This window comes from Kitasatospora sp. NPDC003701, assembly GCF_053587085.1.
Window position 1 is genome coordinate 104,762 of sequence record NZ_JBSFNM010000014.1, and the last position, 18,319, is coordinate 123,080.

The following is an 18,319-nucleotide window of genomic DNA, read 5'->3' on the forward strand; positions in this document are numbered from 1 at the left end:
CCGGAAGGAAGCCACGCCATGGCCTTCTCGGCACGCGCCAGCCGCGCCAGGGCCCAGCTCACCCTGAAAGAGCCCCCGGCCTCGGTCGGGGCCAAGCCCGGCGGGACGATCGCCCGGCTCGACCTCCAGTTCAACCCCTCGACCCTGCACCTGGGCAAGACCACCGAGTGGCGACGGTCCCCGTCCCGGATGGCGGGGCAGTCGGCGCTGCCCGAGTTCGTGGGCAGCGGCCCGCGCACCCTGAGCCTGGAGGTCTTCCTGGACGCCACCGCCACCCACGACGACTCGGTGGAGCAGGCGGTCGAGAAGCTGATGAAGGCGTGCGTGCCGACCCCGGCCAGTCTCGGCCGCAAGAAGCCGGCGAGCCCCTGGGTGCGCTTCGAGTGGGGCAGCGCGCGAACCACCTCGTTCGACGGGGTGCTGTCGAACCTGTCGGTCTCGTACACGCTCTTCGACGTGGACGGCACGCCGTTGCGGGCGACCTGCTCGCTGTCCATCGAGGAGGCGAGCGTCGAACCGCCCGGCCAGAACCCGACGTCGGGCGCGCGCACCGCGCGCAGCACGCACACCCTGGTGGCGGGCGACAGCCTGGCGATGCTGGCCTGGCGCGAGTACGGCGACGCGACGGCCTGGCGGGTCATCGCGGAGGCGAACGGCATCGACGACCCGATGGCGCTCGCCCCGGGCACCGAGTTGGTGGTGCCGGCCCTGCGGGACGACGACCACACCCGGGCGACCGGCGACGGGCACGCCTTCGACAACGGACGCGACGACGGACTCGACGACGGACGAAGCAGCGGCAACGGGTTCGGCAACGGCAGCGGCGAGGGGGAACGGTGAGCGGGTTCGATTCCGGGGGCAGGTCCTTCGCGGCCGACCCGATCGTGGAGGCCCCCGGCGAGCTGCCGCAGGTCTGGGCGGCGCAGCTGGTCAGCTGCGTGGTCGACGAGAGCGTGAGCCTGCCGGACGCCGCCGTGCTCACCTACCGCGACCCCGACCACGAGTTCCTGCGCGCCACCGGCATCACCATCGGCTCCCCGCTGCGCGTGTCGGTGACGACGGCGAAGGGGCAGGCACGGGAGCGGCTGTTCGACGGGGAGGTCACGGCCCTGGAGATCGACCGGGACGGCACCGGGTCGTTCACCGTCGTCCGCGCCTACTCCAAGGCCCACCGGCTCCAGCGCGGCCGCAAGGTCGTCGCGTACCGGAACATGACGGCCGCGGACATCGTCCGCAAGGTGGCTGCGGGCGCCGGCCTGGCCGTCGGGAGGGTGGAGGCCGCGCCGGTGACGTACCGGCAGCTGTCCCAGGCGAACGTCTCCGACTGGGACTTCCTGCAGTTCCTCGCGGGCGAGAGCGGTGCGCGGGTGCGCGTCGACGACAAGGGGCTGCTCCAGTTCACCAGGCCTGCGAAGGCGTCCGGGGCGCCCTCCCCCTCGACGTCGGCCGTGCTCGACCCGATGGTCCTGGAGTACGGGCGCAACCTGCTGGCGCTGCGGGCCGCGCTGTCGGCCGCCGACGGCGCCTCGAAGGTGCGGGTGCGCGGCTGGGACGTCGCCACGAAGCGGCCGTTGGTCGCCGAGCAGCCGTCCGTGGTCAGCGACACCGTGGTGCCGGGGCTCGCTCCCGGGTCGGCCGCCCGGTTCGGGGCGTCGGCCGTGGCCGTCACCGACACCCCCTACCGGACGCAGGCGGAGACGGCGGCGGTCGCCCGCGCGGCGGCGGCCCGGGTGAGCGCCGGCTTCGGCGACCTGGAGGCGGTGGCCGAGGGCAATCCGCTGCTGCGGGCGGGCAAACCGGTGGCGCTGGGCAACGTGGGGCCGGCGTTCTCCGGCCGGTACACGGCAACGGCCGTGCAGCACGTGCTGGAGCCGCACGGCGGCTACCGCACCACCGTGTGGGTCGGCGCCGGCCCGGACCGCTCCCTGCCCGGTCTGATGACCGGCGCCGACGCGCCGGGGCGCGGCCCGCGCATCCCCGGCCTGGCGATCGGCGTGGTGACGGACGTGCGCGAGCCGAACGGCTCCGAACGCGGCGCGGTGCGCCTGACGTTCCCCTGGCTGGACGACACGTACGTCACCGACTGGGTGCGCACCGTCCAGTGGGGCGGCAAGGGCGGTGGCGGCGTGGTGAGCCCCGAGGTCAACGACGAGGTGCTGGTCGGGTTCGAGCAGGGCCTGCTGGACAGTCCGTACGTGATCGGCGGGCTCTACAACGGGGTCGACAAGCCTCCGCCGCACGAGGTGCCGCTGGTCGACGCGACCAGCGGCAAGGTCAACCGCCGTTCGGTGGCCTCCCGTTCGGGCCACCGCGTGGAGCTGCTGGACGCGCCGGCGCCGGGCCCCTCCGGGCTGCGGCTGGTGACCGGGGACGAGCGGCTGGAGGTCCGCCTGGACGACCGCCTGAACCGGATCGAGCTCACCGTGTACGCGGGACGGAACCGTCCGCTGACCTCCGTCCTGCTGGACCGGGACGGCATCACGCTCGACGCCCGGCAGGGCACCGTGAAGGTGACCGGCCGGCAGGTGGACATCGACGGCACGGCCGGGGTCAGCATCGGCGGCCGGTCGGTCCAGGTGTCCGGGACGGCGGACGTCTCCGTCGACGGCGGCCTGCTCGCCGTCCTCAAGGCCCGCCTCGTCCGGATCAACTGACTCGACGTCATCGCCCGTCCCACTCTCCCCCTTCTCCCCGAGGAGCCCCCGATGCCAGCCGCAGCCCGTACCGGTGACCCCACCAACCACGGTGGCCGGATCGCCACCCCGCCGCCCGGCACCGCCGCGCGGGTGGCGACGGTGCTGATCGGCGGGCGGCCCGCCGCCGTGGTGGGCAGCCTGCACGTCTGCCCGGTACCGCCGCACGCGGCCCTGGGGCCGGGGAACGTGCTGCTGCCCAACCCGGCCGCGGTCACCGGGGGTGCGGTGCTGATCGGCGGACTGCCCGCCGCGCGGGCCCGCGACCAGGCGGCGTGCGGTGCGGCGGTCCTGACCGGTGCGCCCGACGTGCTGATCGGCGGCCTGTGATGGGCGACCGGTTCATCGGACGCGGCTGGGCGTTCCCGCTGCGGGTCGGGCCGACCGGCGGGATCGCCATGGTCGAGCGTGAGCGGGAACTGGAGGAGGCCATCCGCCTCGTGCTGGGCACCGCGCCCGGCGAGCGACCGATGCGGCCCGACTTCGGCTGCGGCATCCACGAGTACGTCTTCGCCCCCGGCGACGGCGTCACCGCCGGGCGGATCGCCCAGCAGGTGCGCGAGGCGCTGGAGCGCTGGGAGCCGCGGATCGCGGTGGACGAGGTCGTCGTGGCCTTCGACGCGGTGGAGACGGCCACCCTCTACATCGACGTGCGCTACACGGTGCGCACCACCAACGACCGGCGCAACCTGGTCTTCCCCTTCTACACGATCCCCTCCGAGGAGGGGACCGAGGAAACGGTCGCGGACTGATGGCCCTGCCCTCCCCCAACCTGGACGACCGACGGTTCCAGCAGCTCGTCGACGAGGCGAAGCGGTACGTGCAGCAGCGCGCCCCGGAGTGGACCGACCACAACGTCTCCGACCCGGGCGTCACCCTGATCGAGACGTTCGCCTACCTCGTGGACCAGCTGCTGTACCGGCTGAACCGGGTCCCGGACAAGAACTACCTGGCCTTCCTGGACCTGTTGGGCATCCGGCTGTACCCGCCGTCGGCGGCCGTCGCCGAGGTCGACTTCTGGCTGTCGGCCCCCCAGCCGGACACGGTGACGCTGCCCGCGGGCACCGAGGTGACGACCGCGGCCGGCGAGACCGAGGCGGCCGTGGTCTTCGCCACCACCGACGACCTGCGCATCGTGCCGAGCGAGCTGACCCGGCTGGTCACCGCGCCGCGCACCGGTGAGCAGACCGACCGGACGGGTGCGCTGGCCGAGGGCCGGGACATCCCGTGCTTCCAGGCCGCGCCCGAGCCCGGCGACGCGCTGCTGTTCGGCCTGCCGACGGCGGTGCCGAGCTGCGTGGTCGCGGTCCGCCTCGACAGCCGCGTCGAGGGCGTCGGCGTCGACCCGCGCCAGCCCCCGCTGGTGTGGGAGGCGTGGGACGGCGGCCGGTGGCAGCGCTGCGAGACCGGCTCCGACAGTACCGGCGGGTTGAACCGGCCCGGTGAGGTCATCGTGTACGTTCCGGCCGGGCACACGGCGTCGCTGGTCAGCGGGACCCGGGCGGGCTGGCTGCGCTGCCGGGTCACCGAGGCGGAGCCGGGGCAGCCGTTCTACTCGGAGTCGCCGACGGTGCGCGAGGCCGCCGTCTTCACCGTCGGCGGCACGACGGTCGTGGAGCACGCCGAGCGGGTGACCGACGTACCGCTCGGGGTGTCGGAGGGGGTGGCGGGGCAGTCCTTCCGGCTCGGCCGCCCGCCCGTGCTGCTCGACGGGGAACCCCCGGTGGTGGAGGTGTCCTCGCCGGACGGGTGGCAGCGCTGGGAGGTGGTGGAGCACTTCGGGCGCTCGGGGCCGGCCGACCGGCACGTCCGGGTGGACGCCACCACCGGCGAGTTCGCGTTCCCACCGGTGCTGCGCGAGGCCGACGGCACCCTGCGTCCGTGCGGGGCCGTCCCGGCCAAGGGCGCCCGGATCCGCGTGGCCCGCTACCGCACCGGCGGCGGCCCGGCGGGCAACGTCTCCCGCGGCGCGGTCTCCGTCCTGCGCAGCTCCGTCCCGTACGTCGCCCGGGTCGTCAACCGGGAGGCGGCGCGCGGCGGTGTCGCCGGGGAGACCATCGACAACGCCAAGCTGCGGGCACCGGAGACGCTGCGCATGCAGGAGCGCGCGGTGACCGCCGAGGACTACGAGATCATCGCCCGGCAGGCGGCACCCTCCGTGCGCCGGGTCCGCTGCCTGCCCGACCGGGACGCGGGCGCGGGCGCGGTACGGGTCCTGGTGGTGCCGGACGCGGTGGCCGACGAGGGCGGCCGGCTGCGCTTCGAGCAGCTGATCCCGTCCGACCAGGTCCTCGCCAGGATCACCACGGCCCTCGACGAGCGGCGCCTGATCGGCACCCGGCTCCTCGTCGAGCCGCCGTTCTACCAGGGCGTCACCGTCGTCGCCCGGCTCTCGGCACCGGCCGGGGACGCCGACCGGGTGCGCGACGCGGCGCTCGACGCGCTCTACCGGCACCTCGACCCCTTGCGCGGCGGACCCGACGGAACGGGCCGGCCGTTCGGGCGGCCCGTGCAGTACGGGGAGCTGTTCGGCGTGCTGCAACGCGCCGTCGGGGAGGTGGTGGTGGAGGAGATCCGGCTGTTCGCCGCCGACCCGGTCACGGGCCGGCGCGGCGCCCCGGTCGACCGGATCGACGTCGGCGCGGGCGCGCTGGTCTTCTCCTACCAGCACCAGGTGGTCGTGACCGCGCGCGAGCCGGAGGCGCGCGGATGAGCCGGGCCGCCGTCCCGGGCCTGCCCAGCCGGCACCCGATCGGCGAGCAGCTGCCCGCGCTGTACGCCGACGACGACTTCGCGCAGCGGTTCACGGCGGGGCTGGACACGGTACTGGCCCCGGTGTTCACCACCCTCGACAACCTGCCCTCGTACTTCGATCCGCGACTGGCCCCGGACGACTTCCTGGCCTGGCTGGCCACCTGGGTGGGCGGCGCCGACGACCCGCGCTGGCCGCTGGCGCTGCGCCGCGAGGCGGTGGCCCGCGCGGTGGAACTGCACAGGTGGAGCGGCACCCGGCGCGGCCTGGTCGAGGCCCTGCGCCTGGTGCTGGGCGTGTCCGCCGAGATCACCGGGGACGGCGGGGCCGCCTGGTCGAGCACGGCCGGTGCCGCGCTGCCGCCCGCCCCGGCCGACACGGTGGTCGTCCGGGTGTGGCCGCAACACGGCGGAGCGGTGGACGCGGCGCACGAGGTGGACGCGGACCGGGTCCGCGCGCTGGTCCGGCGCCTGTGCCCGGTCCACACGGACTGCCGGGTGGAGGTCCTCCCGGGACCGCCCACGAGTGAGGAGGGGTGACGGTGATGCGCGAGTGTCCCGTGTGCGGGGCGTCCAACGGCCCGACGGACGGCTTCTGCGGCAACTGCGGCTCGTACCTGGACTGGTCGGACACCCCGGCCACCCCGGCTGCCGACCCGCCGGCGGAAGCCGCCGCACCCAGGCCCGCCGACCCCTCACCTCCCCCCGTCCCCCGTTCCCCCGACCCCTCGCCACCCTCCGACCCACCTCACCCTGCCGAGCCCTCGCGGCCCTCGCGGCCCTCGCGACCCTCCGACCCGCCTCCCCCCGACGCACCGCAGCCCGTGCGACCGGCGAAGGCCGTCGCACCACGTCCGGTCGTCCGGCCGGTCCCGGTGGACGACGCCGCCGCCGGGACGCCCTGTCCCTCCTGCGGCACGCCCAACCCGCCCGACCGCCGCTTCTGCCGCCGCTGCGCGACCCCGCTCACCCCCGGGACGGCCCCACCGCCGCTCCCCTGGTGGCGGACGATCTGGCCGCTGCGCCGCCGCACCCGGGCCGGTTCGGGCCGGACAACGCGCTTCCTGGTGATCCTGGCCGTGGTGCTGGCCCTGTGCGCGGGCGGCTTCCTGCTGCTGCCGGCCGGCCGGAACCTGATCGAGGACACCCGGGACAAGCTGGGCAAGAGCAAGCCGGTGACGCCGGTCCGCGTGGAGGCGAGTGCCGAGGTACCCGGCCGGCCGGCCGGCAACGCCACGGACGGGCTCAGCAACCGCTACTGGGGCGCACCGGGCCCCGGCGCCTCGATCACCTGCACCTTCGCCAAACCCTTCCGCCTGGTGGCCGTGATCGTCACCAACGGCGCCTCGACCTCACCCGAGGACTACGCCCGCGAGGGCCGGGCACTGCGGATCGACCTGGAGGTGACGTCCTCGGACGGCCGGAAGACCGTCAAGAAGCTGACCCTGACCGACAAGCCCGGCCCGCAGACCTTCTCCACCGGCATCAGCGACGCCACCACCGTCCGCCTGACCCTCGACGCCCCCGCAGGCCTGGACGGCGACCGCCATCTCGCCCTGGCCGAGCTGGAGTTCTTCCAACGGAGCTGAGTCCCCGCGGGCGCCTGCCCACGGGGACTCACCGGGATGTCCCTGTGATGCCGACACCGCTCGTGGTTCGGGGTGCGGAAGGTGGCACTCGCTCCTGACGCCTCCGCTCCTGCTACGCCGGCGGCGGCTTGACCGGCTCGATGATCGGCTCGATGATCGGCGCGCCGTCCAGGTCGGTCAGGAAGTCGCGGTGGACCGGCTTCCTGTCCTTGGGGCCGGGGAGGTCCGGGCACGCGATGCCGTCGCCGTCCCGGTCGAGTGCGTTCGGGTCGAGTGCGTCCGCTCGCAGCACGGCTTGCGCGTCGGCCTGGGACTTCAGGGCGTCGCAGTCGACCACATGCCCCTGGTGCACGTACGGAGCGACGTCGAAGGTGTGCTCCGGGGGCCCGTTGCCGCCGCCGCACGCGGTCAGTGCGATCGCCGCGATCACACCGGCCACCGCGACGGAGGTACGACGAGCCGGTCCTGGCCGGTGCCTCGGACCCCGGTGGGTGTTGCGTGGCTGCTCCGGCATCGTCCTAGGCCGATCCCGTCCGGAACACCGCGACCGTTCCCTTTTCCGGATCGGCCGCGTAGACCTTCGCCGTGGTGTTGTTCGTGGCGAACACCCCGAACTCACGGGGCGTGCCGAGCGGAGCCTGCGCCAGCAGCGTGCCGCCGTCGGTGATCCCGAGGCCGCCCGCCCCGCCGTCGCCGCGCTGCTGCGCGAGGAAGATCCGGTTGTAGTTCTTCAGTACGGCGATCTTGTGCGCCGGGTTCCCCTGGGCGCCGGACATGGCGCAGACGAAGGCCTGCCCCGTGACCGTCGTCCCGACGATCCGGTCGATGCGGCCCCCGCTGGCGCCGCACGTCGCTCCGCCCGTTCCACCCGTTCCGCCTGCCGAGTGGACGTAGACCGAACCGGCCGCCGGGTTGTAGACCACGGCGGTGGGCGCGAAGGTCGATCCCGCCAGGTCGTTGATCGGCGTCGAACTGCCGTCGGCGGGGTTGATGACGATCGTCGTCGCGACGGGCACCCACTTGCCCGAGGGATTCGCCGGGTTCGGGACGCACCTCCTCGCGAGGAGGTAGACGAGGTTGCGGTTGGGGTCGACGGCGACGCTGCCACGGGCGCTGCCGCCGTAGAGGACGTCCCCGGCGTTGGCGACGGTGCAGGTCGCCCTCGTCGGGAACCGTGCGACGAGGGTGGCGGCACGGGTCTGCGAGGAGATCCCGAAGAGGCCGATGCCGGCGGCATCGCTCTCGCCGGTGCCGAGGTTCCCCTTGGCGAGGTACACGGCGTGGTGCACGGGGTCGAAGGAGAAGTCCGTGCCGACGCTCCCGGTCACGACTCCCGCGACCGGGAGGGGGATCGGGGTCGCCGACGCGCCGCCGGCCGGGATGTAGGCGACCGCCGAGTTGCCGATGGTGCCGCCAGCCACGTAGACGTCGCCGTTCTCGGGGGAGACGGCCAGGGCCGCGACGGTCGCGGTGAAGCCGCTGACGCGGGTCACCAGGTTGGCGTTGGCCGTGTCGATGACCGCGACGCCGCCCGTGCCCCCGACGTAGACCCGGCCCGTGCCGGGGTCGACCGCGATGCGGGTCGGGCTCGTCACGGCGCCGGACAGGCTGATCGGCGGACCGATCGGGGTGTCGGTCCTGCCGTCGATCACGGTCACGTCGTTGCTCGCGGTGGCCACGACGTACACGCGGTTCGCCTTCTCGTCGACCGCGAGGTCGGCCGGATTCGTGCCCGCCGGGATCGCGTCCGCTCCACTCTCCGTCGGCGTGGAGGCGTCGTGCAGCGCGAACGACGACTTCTCGCCCTTACCGCACTTGTTCTCCTCGCCGACCACCAGCACGTTGTAGACCGGATCGCCGGCCATCAACCCGTCGGCCCTCAGGTCGTCGACCGTCCCGTACCGCCCGTACTTGGCGCAGTAGGACTCCTCCGCCGTCCGGAGCGTGGCCGCGTCCGCGGCGACCGCGCTCTTGCGGCCCTTGTCGCCGATGCCCCGGACGGAGAACACCACGATGGCGGCGAGGACGCCGAGGATCACGATGACCACGAGCAACTCGATGAGCGTGAAGCCGTCCTGGCCTCTGGCGCGCCAGGAGGGCGGGCGGCGGTCCGATGTCATAGCGGTCGGGGCTTCCTTCGATCGATGGGTCACGTTCGGCCCGAGCGCACGCACGGGCGCTTGCCGTGTCACGGAGTCCCCCGTCGCACGGGCTTGACGTCCTTCGGTCCCGGCAGGTCCGGGCACGCGATGCCGTTCCCGTCGTCGTCGAGGCGGTTGGGATCGGCCGGCGCGAACCGCAGGACGGCCTGCGCGTCCGCCTGGGCGGCGAAGTCCGCGCAGTCGTAGGCGTCATTGCCGTAGCGCAGGAAGTAGCGGGCGTCGAAGGGCCGTTCCGCCTGCGGGCAGCGCGCGCTGCGGGGATCGCCGGGGCCGCACCCGGCCTGCCGGGAGACGACGACCGGTGTGGTGTCGCGCGGCGCCGCCAGTCCGCGGCAGGCGACGCCGCCGCCGTCGTCGAGGCGGTTCGGATCGCCGGGGTCGGCCCGCAGCACCGCCTGGGCGTCCGCCTGGCTGGCGAAGTTGACGCACTCGAAGGCGTCGCCGTGGGTGGCGTACTCCTTCGCGTCGAACTCCTTGCCGTGCGGGCAGAGCGCGGAGCGCTGGGTGCCCGGTGTGCACCACTCGGGGTCGGCCTTCCGGGCCGCGGCGGCCTGGTCCGACCCGCCGCGCGTCAGCGCCACGACGATCAGGGCCACCACGGCCGCCCCGAGAACCAGCGCGCCCCACCTGGTCGCGCGCGAGCCCGACAGTCTGCTCAACAGTGCCATTCCACGCCTCTGCCCCTCGTGCCGCCAGCCCCTTCCGTGCGCGTGGCAGCGGACCGACGACCCTCGGCCGCCGGCCCCGCTACAGGCTGGATACGTGCATTAGACCCATACCCAATTGGGTTGTCAATCATTGACTACTGGGCCGCCGCATGAGCACCATCTAGGCATGTGCGGCGTGATCACGCCGGGAAGCCTCGCAGATGCCAGGGGCTTCGGGCACTTGTCCGATCCCACCAGCGGGGTGCCCGCGCGGGAGCCGCCGCCCCACCAGATCGACGAGGAGCAGCAGATGCAACACAGGTTCAGGCGCGCTCGGCGCGCCCCGAACTCCGCCCGCACCGCGATGCGCCGGGTACGGAAGGCGTTCGCGGTGAGTGCCCTCGTGACGGCGCTGATCGCCGTCGCGTCACCGGCGGCCTTCGCCACGACGAACGCACAGGTCGCCGTCGCGAACAACATGTACCCCGCGACGAAGGACATGAAGGGGACGATCGAGTCGCTCGAGTCGTTCACGGCCTTCACGGCGAACACCGCCTCGCAGGTCGGCGGGTACTGGAACAAGCCGGCGATCGACACGTCGACGATGCGGGGGATCACCTCCGGTAGCCTGCGCCAGCAGCTGAAGAGCGCGGGCCCGTACACCACGTGCAACCCGTCGTCGTCGAACAACTGCGTCGACGGGCCGTTGCACATCGACGCGTTCCTGTCGGCGGACGCGGCCAACGCGGACGCGGTGATCCCGACCATCGACGGTGGGACGTGCACGGCGAGCGGCAGCGTCGAGTGCAACGGCACGGCCTCCAGCCGGCACGCCGTGGCCATCGGGCACCTGGCGATCTACAGCTGCAGCGGCAGCTGGGCCGGCTCGACCAAGGGTGACGACCCGTCCAACGCCGGGAGCCCGCCGCTGGCGTTCGGCGCGGACGCCAACGGCAGCGGCAACGGCAAGGCGCAGTCGCCCCGTTGCGACGCCTCGCCGGTCTCCGGCGGCGCCCCCACGACGATGTCGGGGGTGGTGAGCTGGCTCGCGACGAGCGGGCACCGGATCGCGGTCGCCGACCCGGCCTCCGCACCGTTCGGTGCGGCGGCCAAGCAGGCACTGATCCAGAACGGGTTCACCTGGGTCGCCAGCGGCGTGGGCCAGAACGTGTTCACCGGGAACGCCTGCGACAGCGCGGGCACGGCCTGCAAGGTGCGCCTGGAGTCCGGGATCAGCCAGGTCCGCGGCGCGGTGACGGCCAACGCCGGCGGGAACACCCAGCTGGGTCTCGTCGCGAAGTCGAACATCATGCACGTGAGCTGGACGTCGAGTTCGCTGAACGGCACCACGGGCAACGACCCCAACACGTGGACCGACGTCGATTCGAGCGCGTACTCCGGCTACGGGGAGATCGAGCAGTACGGCGTCGCCCTGACCGGTGGCAACGCCGGCGCGGCGGCCGCCTGGGACGACCTGTTCAACAACAAGTGGGACGTCAACAGCACCATCCAGTCGACCCTCGCCGCCTACGGCTACTAGGCACTCCGGAGCACTGGGCAACGGGCCGTCGGCCGGGCACGCACACCGCCCGCCGACGGTCCGGACCGCCGATCCCCCTCGGCGGTCCCCCGCCGGCCGGCGGACGTCCTGCCGGTCGGCGGCCACCCCGCCGAAGGTCCTCACCAACTCTTGTTCAGCAGGCCCTGAGGAGGGGCCTCACCCATGGGCAGATCATCACGTCGGCACCTCGTGCCGGACGACCACCCGGTCGCGCTCACGCGCGGTCGGTCCCGCCGGGCTCCGGCGATCGTCCTCGCGGTGGCGACCGTCGTACTGGCCGGCAGCCCGGCCTCGGCAGCCGGCGCCGACACCACCGGCTTCGCCACCGCGGTGAACCTCGACGACAACGGCCGCGGCAGCTCCGCCGTCGCGATCGGCGACCTCAACAACGACGGGACGCCCGACCTCGTGACGGCGATCCGCGCCGAGGGCCTGGGCGTGTTCCTCGGCTCGGGCGGCGGCGGCTTCGGCGCCGTGACCAAGTACGCGGCGCCGCGCACCGTGTCGAGCGTCTTCCTCGGCTCGGCGGTGATCCGCGACGTCAACGGCGACGGGCATCAGGACGTCATCAGCCAGGACGCGCGGGGCAACGTCGCCCTGGTCTGGCTCGGCGACGGCTCCGGCGCCCTCGGCACCGGAGCGAAGGTGCAGCTCAATCCGACGCCCGGGTGCGACACCACGGGCGACAACCCGTGCGTCGCGCGCTTCCCGACCGGCGTCGCCGTGGGCGACTTCGACGGGGACGGCACGCCGGACCTCGCGACCTCCGACGCGAACACCAACAACGCCTCGGTGGTGCTCGGCAACGGTGACGGCACCTTCGGCGCGGCGACGCAGTTCGCCCTGGGCGGCGCCACCAACCCGCAGGGCATCGCGGCCGCCGACCTCAACGGCGACGGCCACCCGGATCTCGTCACCGCCAACGCGTCGACCGGCACGCTCTCCGTGCTCCTGGGCGACGGAACCGGGGGCTTCGGCACCGCGTCGAGCGTACCGGCCGGTGTGACGCTGCCGTCCAGGCCCGAGCTCGCCGACGTCAACGAGGACGGCAGGCCGGACGCGATCGTCGTGGCGCCCGGCTCGCCGGGGCGCGTCGCCGTCCTGCTCGGCGACGGCACGGGCGGATTCGGCACGGCGAACGTCCTGTCCGCGGGGACGAACCTCAGCTCCGCCTCGGTGGCCGACCTCAACGGCGACGGCCACGCCGACCTGGTCGTCTCCAGCGCCGATTCGAACGAGGTCGTGGTGCTGGAGGGCGACGGCACCGGTGCGTTCGGCAGCCCGCTCGCCTTCGGGCTGGCCGGCGGTCGCAACCCGCAGGCCACCGCGGTGGCCGACCTCGACGGCGACGGGCGCCCCGACGTCGCCACGGCCAACAGCAACAGCTCGGCGACGTTCGTCAACGACGCGTCGGTGCTGTTCAACACGACGAACCGGCCGCCGACGGCCGCGAACGAGTCGTACGGCCAGGTCGGCGCGGACACCCCGCTCGTCATCGGCGCTCCCGGTGTCCTCGGCAACGACACGGACCCCGACGGCAACCCGCTGACGGCGTCGGTCGTCACCGGGCCGGCGCACGGCACCCTCACGCTCAACCCGGACGGCTCGTTCAGCTACCAGCCCGCCGGCGCCTACGTCGGCAGCGACAGCTTCACGTACCAGGCGAGCGACGGCACGGACGACTCGAACGTCGCGACCGTGACGATCGGCGTCTCGGCCGGCTGTCACGGTCTCGCCGCCACGATCGTCGGCGACGGGGTCGTGAACGGCACGAGCGGCGCCGACGTGATCGTGACCGGCAACGGGAACGACAGTGTCAGCGGGAACGGCGGCAACGACACGATCTGCACGTTCGGCGGCAATGACGCCGTGTCGGCCGGCAGCGGGGCCGACTACGTCGACGGCGGTGACGGCAACGACGCCGTCAGCGGCGGCGACGGCGACGACACCCTCCGCGGCGGGGCCGGCAACGACGCGCTCTCCGGTGGCGCCGGCAACGACGTCGTGGTCGGTGACGCCGGCAGCGACGCCCTCGCCGGCGGTAGCGGCACGGACGTCTGCGCCGGCGACGCCAACGGCGGTCCGACGCTCCCGGGCTCGGACTCGGTCGCGGTCGGCGGCTCCTGCGAGACCGTCGTCGAGGTGCCGTAGGCGGTGAGCCTCTCCGGCGGCGTCCGATGAGACGCCGCCGTACGTCGAGGGCTCGGTGATCGCGATGACGCGATCACCGAGCCCGTCCCGCTACCGCACGCGCGCCGTTGAGCACTGTCCACGGCTCCCGGGGTGTTCCGGACGCACGGGTGGGGGCTGCGGCGGCGGCGGTGTCTCGTCCGTGGTCGTTCCGGCAGCTGCCGGTCGGATGGCATCGTCGCGCGCGGGGCGGCGAGATGGTTGCCGAGGAAGGACGACCACGGGCGTGACGTCAGCCGGTGCTGACGGCCGGCCGCGTCGACTCGGCCTCGACGGTGTCGAGGAACCGGCGCGCGGCGCGGACGTGTTCCAGCCGCCAGGCGTAGATCGCGCGGGCGAGGTGGTCGCCGGCGGCGTCCTCCTTGGCGCGCAGCGACTCCTCGATCTCGTCGATGACGACCCGTTGACGCTCGACCAGGCGAGCCGGGCTGGCGTCGCGCCGCTGGAGCAGCAGCAGCTTGCACGTGAGGTCGGCGCGGACGTCGAACAATTGGGTCACGGGTTCGCCGAGCCACCGGGTGACCGTCGACTTCGCCGCGCGGGTGGCCGCGTAAATCATGCGCTGCGGCCCGCGATTGCCTTCCTCGGCGCCGACCGGCGTGATCAGTCCGCGCTCGACGAGCCGCGTGATCGACCGGTAGACCATGGGCCGTGAGATGTACCAGAACTCACCGATTTCCGCGCCCTCCGCGGTGAGGGTGGCAATGGCGAAGCCGTGGCTGGGCCCTTCGGCGATGAGTGCGAGCACGATCCACTCGGCCAGTGGCAGATCAAGTTCCTTCATGGTGACAAGGGTAAGGATCGGCGGTGGCGATGGCGACGCCCACCGGACCTGGCGCCGGAGGGGCCGGAACACCGGCCGGATCCCAGGAGAACGGACCGGTCGGCGCGGCGGGCGGCGGCTCGGGGGAACGGCCTGCGGCGCCCGTCCGGCTCGCGGCGCGGCGGGCCCGGAAGCCCCGTTGCGGATCCGCCGGCCACCGGCCCGCGCCAGCCGTCCGGCCCGCGACGCCGGTCAGGCCCGGGCGGTCACGGTCCGCGGTGGACGGTGGTGAGCGGCGCACCCGTCGCGTACGGGTCACTCAGACTCTCGTACCACTGGACGACGGGAGCGCCGACGAGGATGGCGGCGATGGCGCCGGCCGCGAGGAACACCCCGAACGGCAGGCGGGTACGGCGCGTCGCCCGCCCCGACGCGATGAGCACGACGCCCACCAGCAACCCGGCGGCGCTGCCGGCCAGCAGCGCGAGGACGAGGTGCGACGGACCGAGCCAGCCCAGCCCGGTGCCGAGCAGGCCGGCCAGGCGCACGTCGCCGAATCCGAGCCAGGCCGGCCGCGCCCAGTGCAGGGCGAAGAAGACGGCGAACCCGCCCGCCCCGCACGCCGCGGTCACGCCGAGCCGCTGCCACTGGCCGGTGGCCGTCGCGGCCGCGAGCAGGAGGGCGGCGGTCAGCCCGAGGGTCGGGTAGAGCAGCCGCTTGGGGAGCAGGAACCGCTCGGCGTCGCAGGCGGCCAGGGCCAGCAGCCCTGCGGTGAAGGCCAGTTCGGCCGGCAGCACGGCCGACCGGCCGAAGCGCAGCGCCTCGGCGAGGAAGAGGATCCCGGTGAGCGCTTCGAGGAGCGGGTAGCGCGCGGGGATCGGAACCCGGCAGGAGCGGCAGCGCCGGCCCAGCAGGAGCCAGGACACGACGGGGATGTTGTCCCGGGCCGCGATCGGCGTGGCACAGCGCGGGCAGGCGGAGCGGGGCCGAAGGACCGAGCGGCCGGCCGGCACCCGGGAGACGGCGACGTTGAGGAACGACCCCACCGCCAGTCCCAACAGACCGATCATCACAACGAAGGTGGGAGACATGGGCGCAATGGTGCCTTACCGTGCGTACCGGTCAATACCGACTCAATGCGGATGATCCGGATCAGTGAGGATGATCCGGACCAGTGCCCCAGGGCGTCCGCGACCGTCGCCGCGACCGGTCCCCCCTCGGGGCGGTTCGGGCGCACGGCGGATGCCGTCGGTGCCGGGGCCCGCCGGCCGCGGTTCGCCAGGTGGCGCCCCGGGGCCACCTGGCCGACCCGACGGCCCGACGGCCCGCCGACCGGTCACGGGCGGTGAGGACTCCCCCGCGTCAGCTGCAGGGGTTCGGCGGGCTGCCCGCGGGCGGGGTGATCGGCGCGATGGTGTACGTGGCGCCGTTCGGGCTGACGGTGTACCAGACGGACTCGGTCGACAGGAACCCGGCCTTCACCAGATCGCCCACGGTGCCGTACGCGCCACGGTTGTCACTGGCGAAGTACGCCTCCTCGGCGGTCTGGATCGTGGCCTTGTCGGTCTTGCACGCCGCGCCCTGGCCCTTGTCGTTGATGCCGCGGACGGAGAAGACGACGATGGCGGACAGGACGCCGAGGATCACGATGACCACGAGGAGTTCGATCAGCGTGAAGCCGGCCTCCGCCGTCTCGTTCGGCGCACGCAGGCGCCGGCGCGACTTGCCTTGCAGGTATGTGAACATCTTTCTCCATCTACGGCGGCCGGTACAGGTTCGAGCGATAGTTACCGCTTGATTAATCAGCGGCAGACTACTTAGCCGGACATGGACCCGCAAGGGTCGAATCCGACGAGAACCGCCATCGCCGGGGGCGCGGAAGGCACGGCGCCGTCATGTAGTATCCCGCTGACTAATCAGCGGCTGACATTACTGCGGACACCCACGCGGCGAACGTTCGGCCGTTGCTTCCGGATGCGAGAAAGGGGTGGGTTCCTTGACGAATCGCCGGCTTCTGCGGCGCCGTGCGGCGGCGACAGGCCCTGCGGGCGAGGACGGCACCCGGCCCGACGGAGCGCGGGGCGCGGCGCCGTCTCCGCTCCCGGCGGAACCGGCCCGGAAAGCGGCGTCCGGCGCAGCACAGTCGTCACCCGCGGAGCAGTCGCCCGCGGGGCGGGAGCGGCCGCGCATCGGGGACCTGCTGGTGCAGCGCGGGCTGCTCACCCCGGCACAGGTGGACGAGGCCCTCCTGCAGCAGTCGGCCTCGGGCAAGCGGCTCGGCGCCCTGCTGGTCGAACTCGGCATGGTCGACGAGCGGCCGCTGATCGAGGCGCTGTCGGTCCAACTCGGCGTCCCGGTCGCCGATCTGCGCCAGAGCGAACCCGACCCCGAGGCGGCCGCCCGGGTGCCCGAGGCACTGGCCCGCGCGTTGGGCGTCGTCGCGGTACGGCGGACCGGGGGCACGCTGCTGATCGCGGCGGGCGACCCGGAGGACCCGCGGGTGCTCGACCAGGTCGGCCGGGCCGTCGCGCCGGACCGGGTGCAGTTGGCGATAGCGGCCCCCGCGGACATCCGGCGTTCGATCGACAGCACCTACCGGGCGCTGACCGGCGTCAGCAGCCTGGTCGAGGCCTTCGAGGCCACCGAGACCGGCCGCAACGCCAACTCCGGTGCCAGGGTGGTGAGCGAGGACGCGCCGGTCGTCCACCTGGTCAACCTGATGCTGACCCAGGGCCTGCGCGACCGGGCTTCGGACATCCACGTCGAACCGCACGGCGACCGGGTCCGGGTCCGGTACCGCATCGACGGCGCGCTGCACGACGTGCTGAGCCTGCCGGAGAACATGGGCCCGTCCCTGGTCAGCCGGATCAAGATCATGGCCAACATGAACATCGTCGACCGGCGGCGTCCGCAGGACGGCCAGATCGCCACCGAGATCGACGGCCGGTCGGTCGACATCCGGGTCGCGACCACCCCCACCATCTGGGGCGAGAAGGCGGTGCTGCGGCTGCTGGACAGCAACCGCACACTGTTGCGCCTGGGCGAGCTCGGCATGCCCGCCGCGACCTACGAACGGTTCTCCACCCTGCTGCGCTCCCCGTACGGCATGGTCGCCTGCGCCGGACCGACCGGCAGCGGCAAGACGACCACCCTGTACGCCACGCTCGGCGAACTGAACCAGAGCGAGCGCAACATCACCACCATCGAGGACCCGGTGGAGTACGTGTTCCCGTCGGTCAACCAGATCCAGATCAACGACCAGGCGGGCATCACCTTCGCGACCGGGCTGCGCTCGATCCTCCGGCAGGACCCCGACGTGATCCTGGTCGGCGAGATCCGGGACGCCGAGACGGCGCGGATCGCGGTCGAGTCCGCTCTCACCGGCCACTTCGTCCTGTCCTCCATCCACGCCGCGGACGCCTGCTCCGCCCTGCACCGGTTCGCCGACATGGGCATCGAGCCGTTCCTGATCACCTCCACGGTCGCCGGGGTGGTCAGCCAGCGACTGGTCCGGCGGATCTGCGACCAGTGCCGCGAGCCCTACCGGCCGGGCGTGGACGAGCTGGCCTTCTTCGCCGAGGCCGGCGGGTCGACCGACGCCGGGTTCTGGCAGGGCCGGGGCTGCAACTTCTGCTCCCGGACCGGCTACCAGGAGCGGATCGGCGTCTTCGAACTGCTCGTGATGAGCGACGCGGTCAAGCGGCTGCTCGTCGAGAACGCGCCGGTCGACAGCCTGCGCAGGGCCGCCCGCGAGCAGCAGATGGACAGTCTCCTGGACGGAGGCGTCCGCCTGGTCGAGGAGGGGACCACCACCATCGCCGAGATCATGTCCAGCGTGTACGTGGCCTAGTGCGGGTCCCGTGCCCGGCTCGCCGGTCACCGCACCCGTTCACCGGCTCGCCGCTTCACCGACTCGCCCGTCCTCCGACTCCCCCGTTCACCGACTCGCCCGTCCCACCGGCG

At 73.4% G+C, this 18,319-nt stretch carries 16 protein-coding genes; 10 read left to right on the forward strand and 6 right to left on the reverse strand.

Going from position 1 to position 18,319, the window contains the following annotated elements; translation table 11 throughout:
• Positions 1-18 precede the first annotated feature (18 nt).
• The 7 genes from ACWDRR_RS15975 (at position 19) to ACWDRR_RS16005 (ending at position 7,033) form a co-directional block, all read left to right on the forward strand.
• The gene (locus ACWDRR_RS15975; RefSeq protein ID WP_449772782.1) at positions 19-840 is read left to right on the forward strand and encodes a CIS tube protein; all 822 of its coding nucleotides are present in this window, start codon (positions 19-21) and stop codon (positions 838-840) included.
• Positions 837-2,654 (forward strand): VgrG-related protein, encoded by a 1,818-nt coding sequence (locus tag ACWDRR_RS15980; RefSeq protein WP_449772783.1) that lies wholly within the window; start codon positions 837-839, stop codon positions 2,652-2,654. Before ACWDRR_RS15975 ends, ACWDRR_RS15980 begins: the two co-directional genes overlap by 4 nt.
• Positions 2,655-2,705: 51 nt before the next feature.
• On the forward strand, positions 2,706-3,023 hold the full coding sequence (locus ACWDRR_RS15985) for a PAAR domain-containing protein (RefSeq protein ID WP_449772784.1): 318 nt from the start codon (positions 2,706-2,708) through the stop codon (positions 3,021-3,023).
• Positions 3,023-3,445: a GPW/gp25 family protein gene (locus ACWDRR_RS15990; RefSeq protein ID WP_030307173.1), complete on the forward strand. Its 423-nt coding sequence runs from the start codon at positions 3,023-3,025 to the stop codon at positions 3,443-3,445. The genes ACWDRR_RS15985 and ACWDRR_RS15990 overlap by 1 nt, the downstream gene beginning before the upstream one ends.
• Positions 3,445-5,406: a putative baseplate assembly protein gene (locus ACWDRR_RS15995; RefSeq protein WP_449772785.1), complete on the forward strand. Its 1,962-nt coding sequence runs from the start codon at positions 3,445-3,447 to the stop codon at positions 5,404-5,406. Before ACWDRR_RS15990 ends, ACWDRR_RS15995 begins: the two co-directional genes overlap by 1 nt.
• Entirely contained in the window at positions 5,403-5,984 is a 582-nt protein-coding gene (locus ACWDRR_RS16000) for a phage tail protein (protein ID WP_449772786.1), read from the forward strand. Before ACWDRR_RS15995 ends, ACWDRR_RS16000 begins: the two co-directional genes overlap by 4 nt.
• Before the next feature lie 284 nt (positions 5,985-6,268).
• On the forward strand, positions 6,269-7,033 hold the full coding sequence (locus ACWDRR_RS16005; protein WP_449772787.1) for a zinc ribbon domain-containing protein: 765 nt from the start codon (positions 6,269-6,271) through the stop codon (positions 7,031-7,033).
• Positions 7,034-7,145: 112 nt separating this feature from the next.
• Here the strand turns inward: ACWDRR_RS16005 and ACWDRR_RS16010 are convergent, their stop codons facing one another.
• The 3 genes from ACWDRR_RS16010 to ACWDRR_RS16020 all read right to left on the reverse strand — a co-directional run bounded on the left by ACWDRR_RS16010 (position 7,146) and on the right by ACWDRR_RS16020 (position 9,854).
• Positions 7,146-7,472 carry an excalibur calcium-binding domain-containing protein gene (locus ACWDRR_RS16010; protein WP_449772788.1) on the reverse strand — a complete coding sequence of 109 codons (327 nt, stop codon included), beginning with the start codon at positions 7,470-7,472 and terminating at the stop codon, positions 7,146-7,148.
• Positions 7,473-7,551: 79 nt separating this feature from the next.
• Positions 7,552-9,153 (reverse strand): prepilin-type N-terminal cleavage/methylation domain-containing protein, encoded by a 1,602-nt coding sequence (locus ACWDRR_RS16015; protein WP_449772789.1) that lies wholly within the window; start codon positions 9,151-9,153, stop codon positions 7,552-7,554.
• A gap of 68 nt (positions 9,154-9,221) precedes the next feature.
• On the reverse strand, positions 9,222-9,854 hold the full coding sequence (locus ACWDRR_RS16020; protein WP_449772790.1) for a hypothetical protein: 633 nt from the start codon (positions 9,852-9,854) through the stop codon (positions 9,222-9,224).
• A 298-nt stretch (positions 9,855-10,152) separates the two neighbouring features.
• Here ACWDRR_RS16020 and ACWDRR_RS16025 point away from each other — a divergent pair, with 298 nt between their 5' ends.
• Positions 10,153-11,382 carry a molybdate ABC transporter substrate-binding protein gene (locus tag ACWDRR_RS16025; protein ID WP_449772791.1) on the forward strand — a complete coding sequence of 410 codons (1,230 nt, stop codon included), beginning with the start codon at positions 10,153-10,155 and terminating at the stop codon, positions 11,380-11,382.
• A gap of 183 nt (positions 11,383-11,565) precedes the next feature.
• Positions 11,566-13,554, forward strand: a complete 1,989-nt coding sequence (locus tag ACWDRR_RS16030) for an FG-GAP-like repeat-containing protein (protein WP_449772792.1) — start codon at positions 11,566-11,568, stop codon at positions 13,552-13,554.
• Between the two features lie 271 nt (positions 13,555-13,825).
• Here the strand turns inward: ACWDRR_RS16030 and ACWDRR_RS16035 are convergent, their stop codons facing one another.
• From ACWDRR_RS16035 to ACWDRR_RS16045, 3 genes are all read right to left on the reverse strand, one after another.
• Complete coding sequence (locus tag ACWDRR_RS16035; protein WP_449772793.1) at positions 13,826-14,377, reverse strand: PadR family transcriptional regulator; 552 nt, start codon at positions 14,375-14,377, stop codon at positions 13,826-13,828.
• A gap of 245 nt (positions 14,378-14,622) precedes the next feature.
• A complete protein-coding gene (locus ACWDRR_RS16040; protein ID WP_449772794.1) occupies positions 14,623-15,447 on the reverse strand; it encodes a prepilin peptidase in 825 nt (274 codons plus the stop codon).
• Between the two features lie 271 nt (positions 15,448-15,718).
• Positions 15,719-16,102 (reverse strand): competence type IV pilus major pilin ComGC, encoded by a 384-nt coding sequence (locus tag ACWDRR_RS16045; protein WP_449772795.1) that lies wholly within the window; start codon positions 16,100-16,102, stop codon positions 15,719-15,721.
• A 457-nt stretch (positions 16,103-16,559) separates the two neighbouring features.
• Here ACWDRR_RS16045 and ACWDRR_RS16050 point away from each other — a divergent pair, with 457 nt between their 5' ends.
• The gene (locus tag ACWDRR_RS16050) at positions 16,560-18,206 is read left to right on the forward strand and encodes a GspE/PulE family protein (protein ID WP_449772796.1); all 1,647 of its coding nucleotides are present in this window, start codon (positions 16,560-16,562) and stop codon (positions 18,204-18,206) included.
• Positions 18,207-18,319 lie beyond the last annotated feature (113 nt).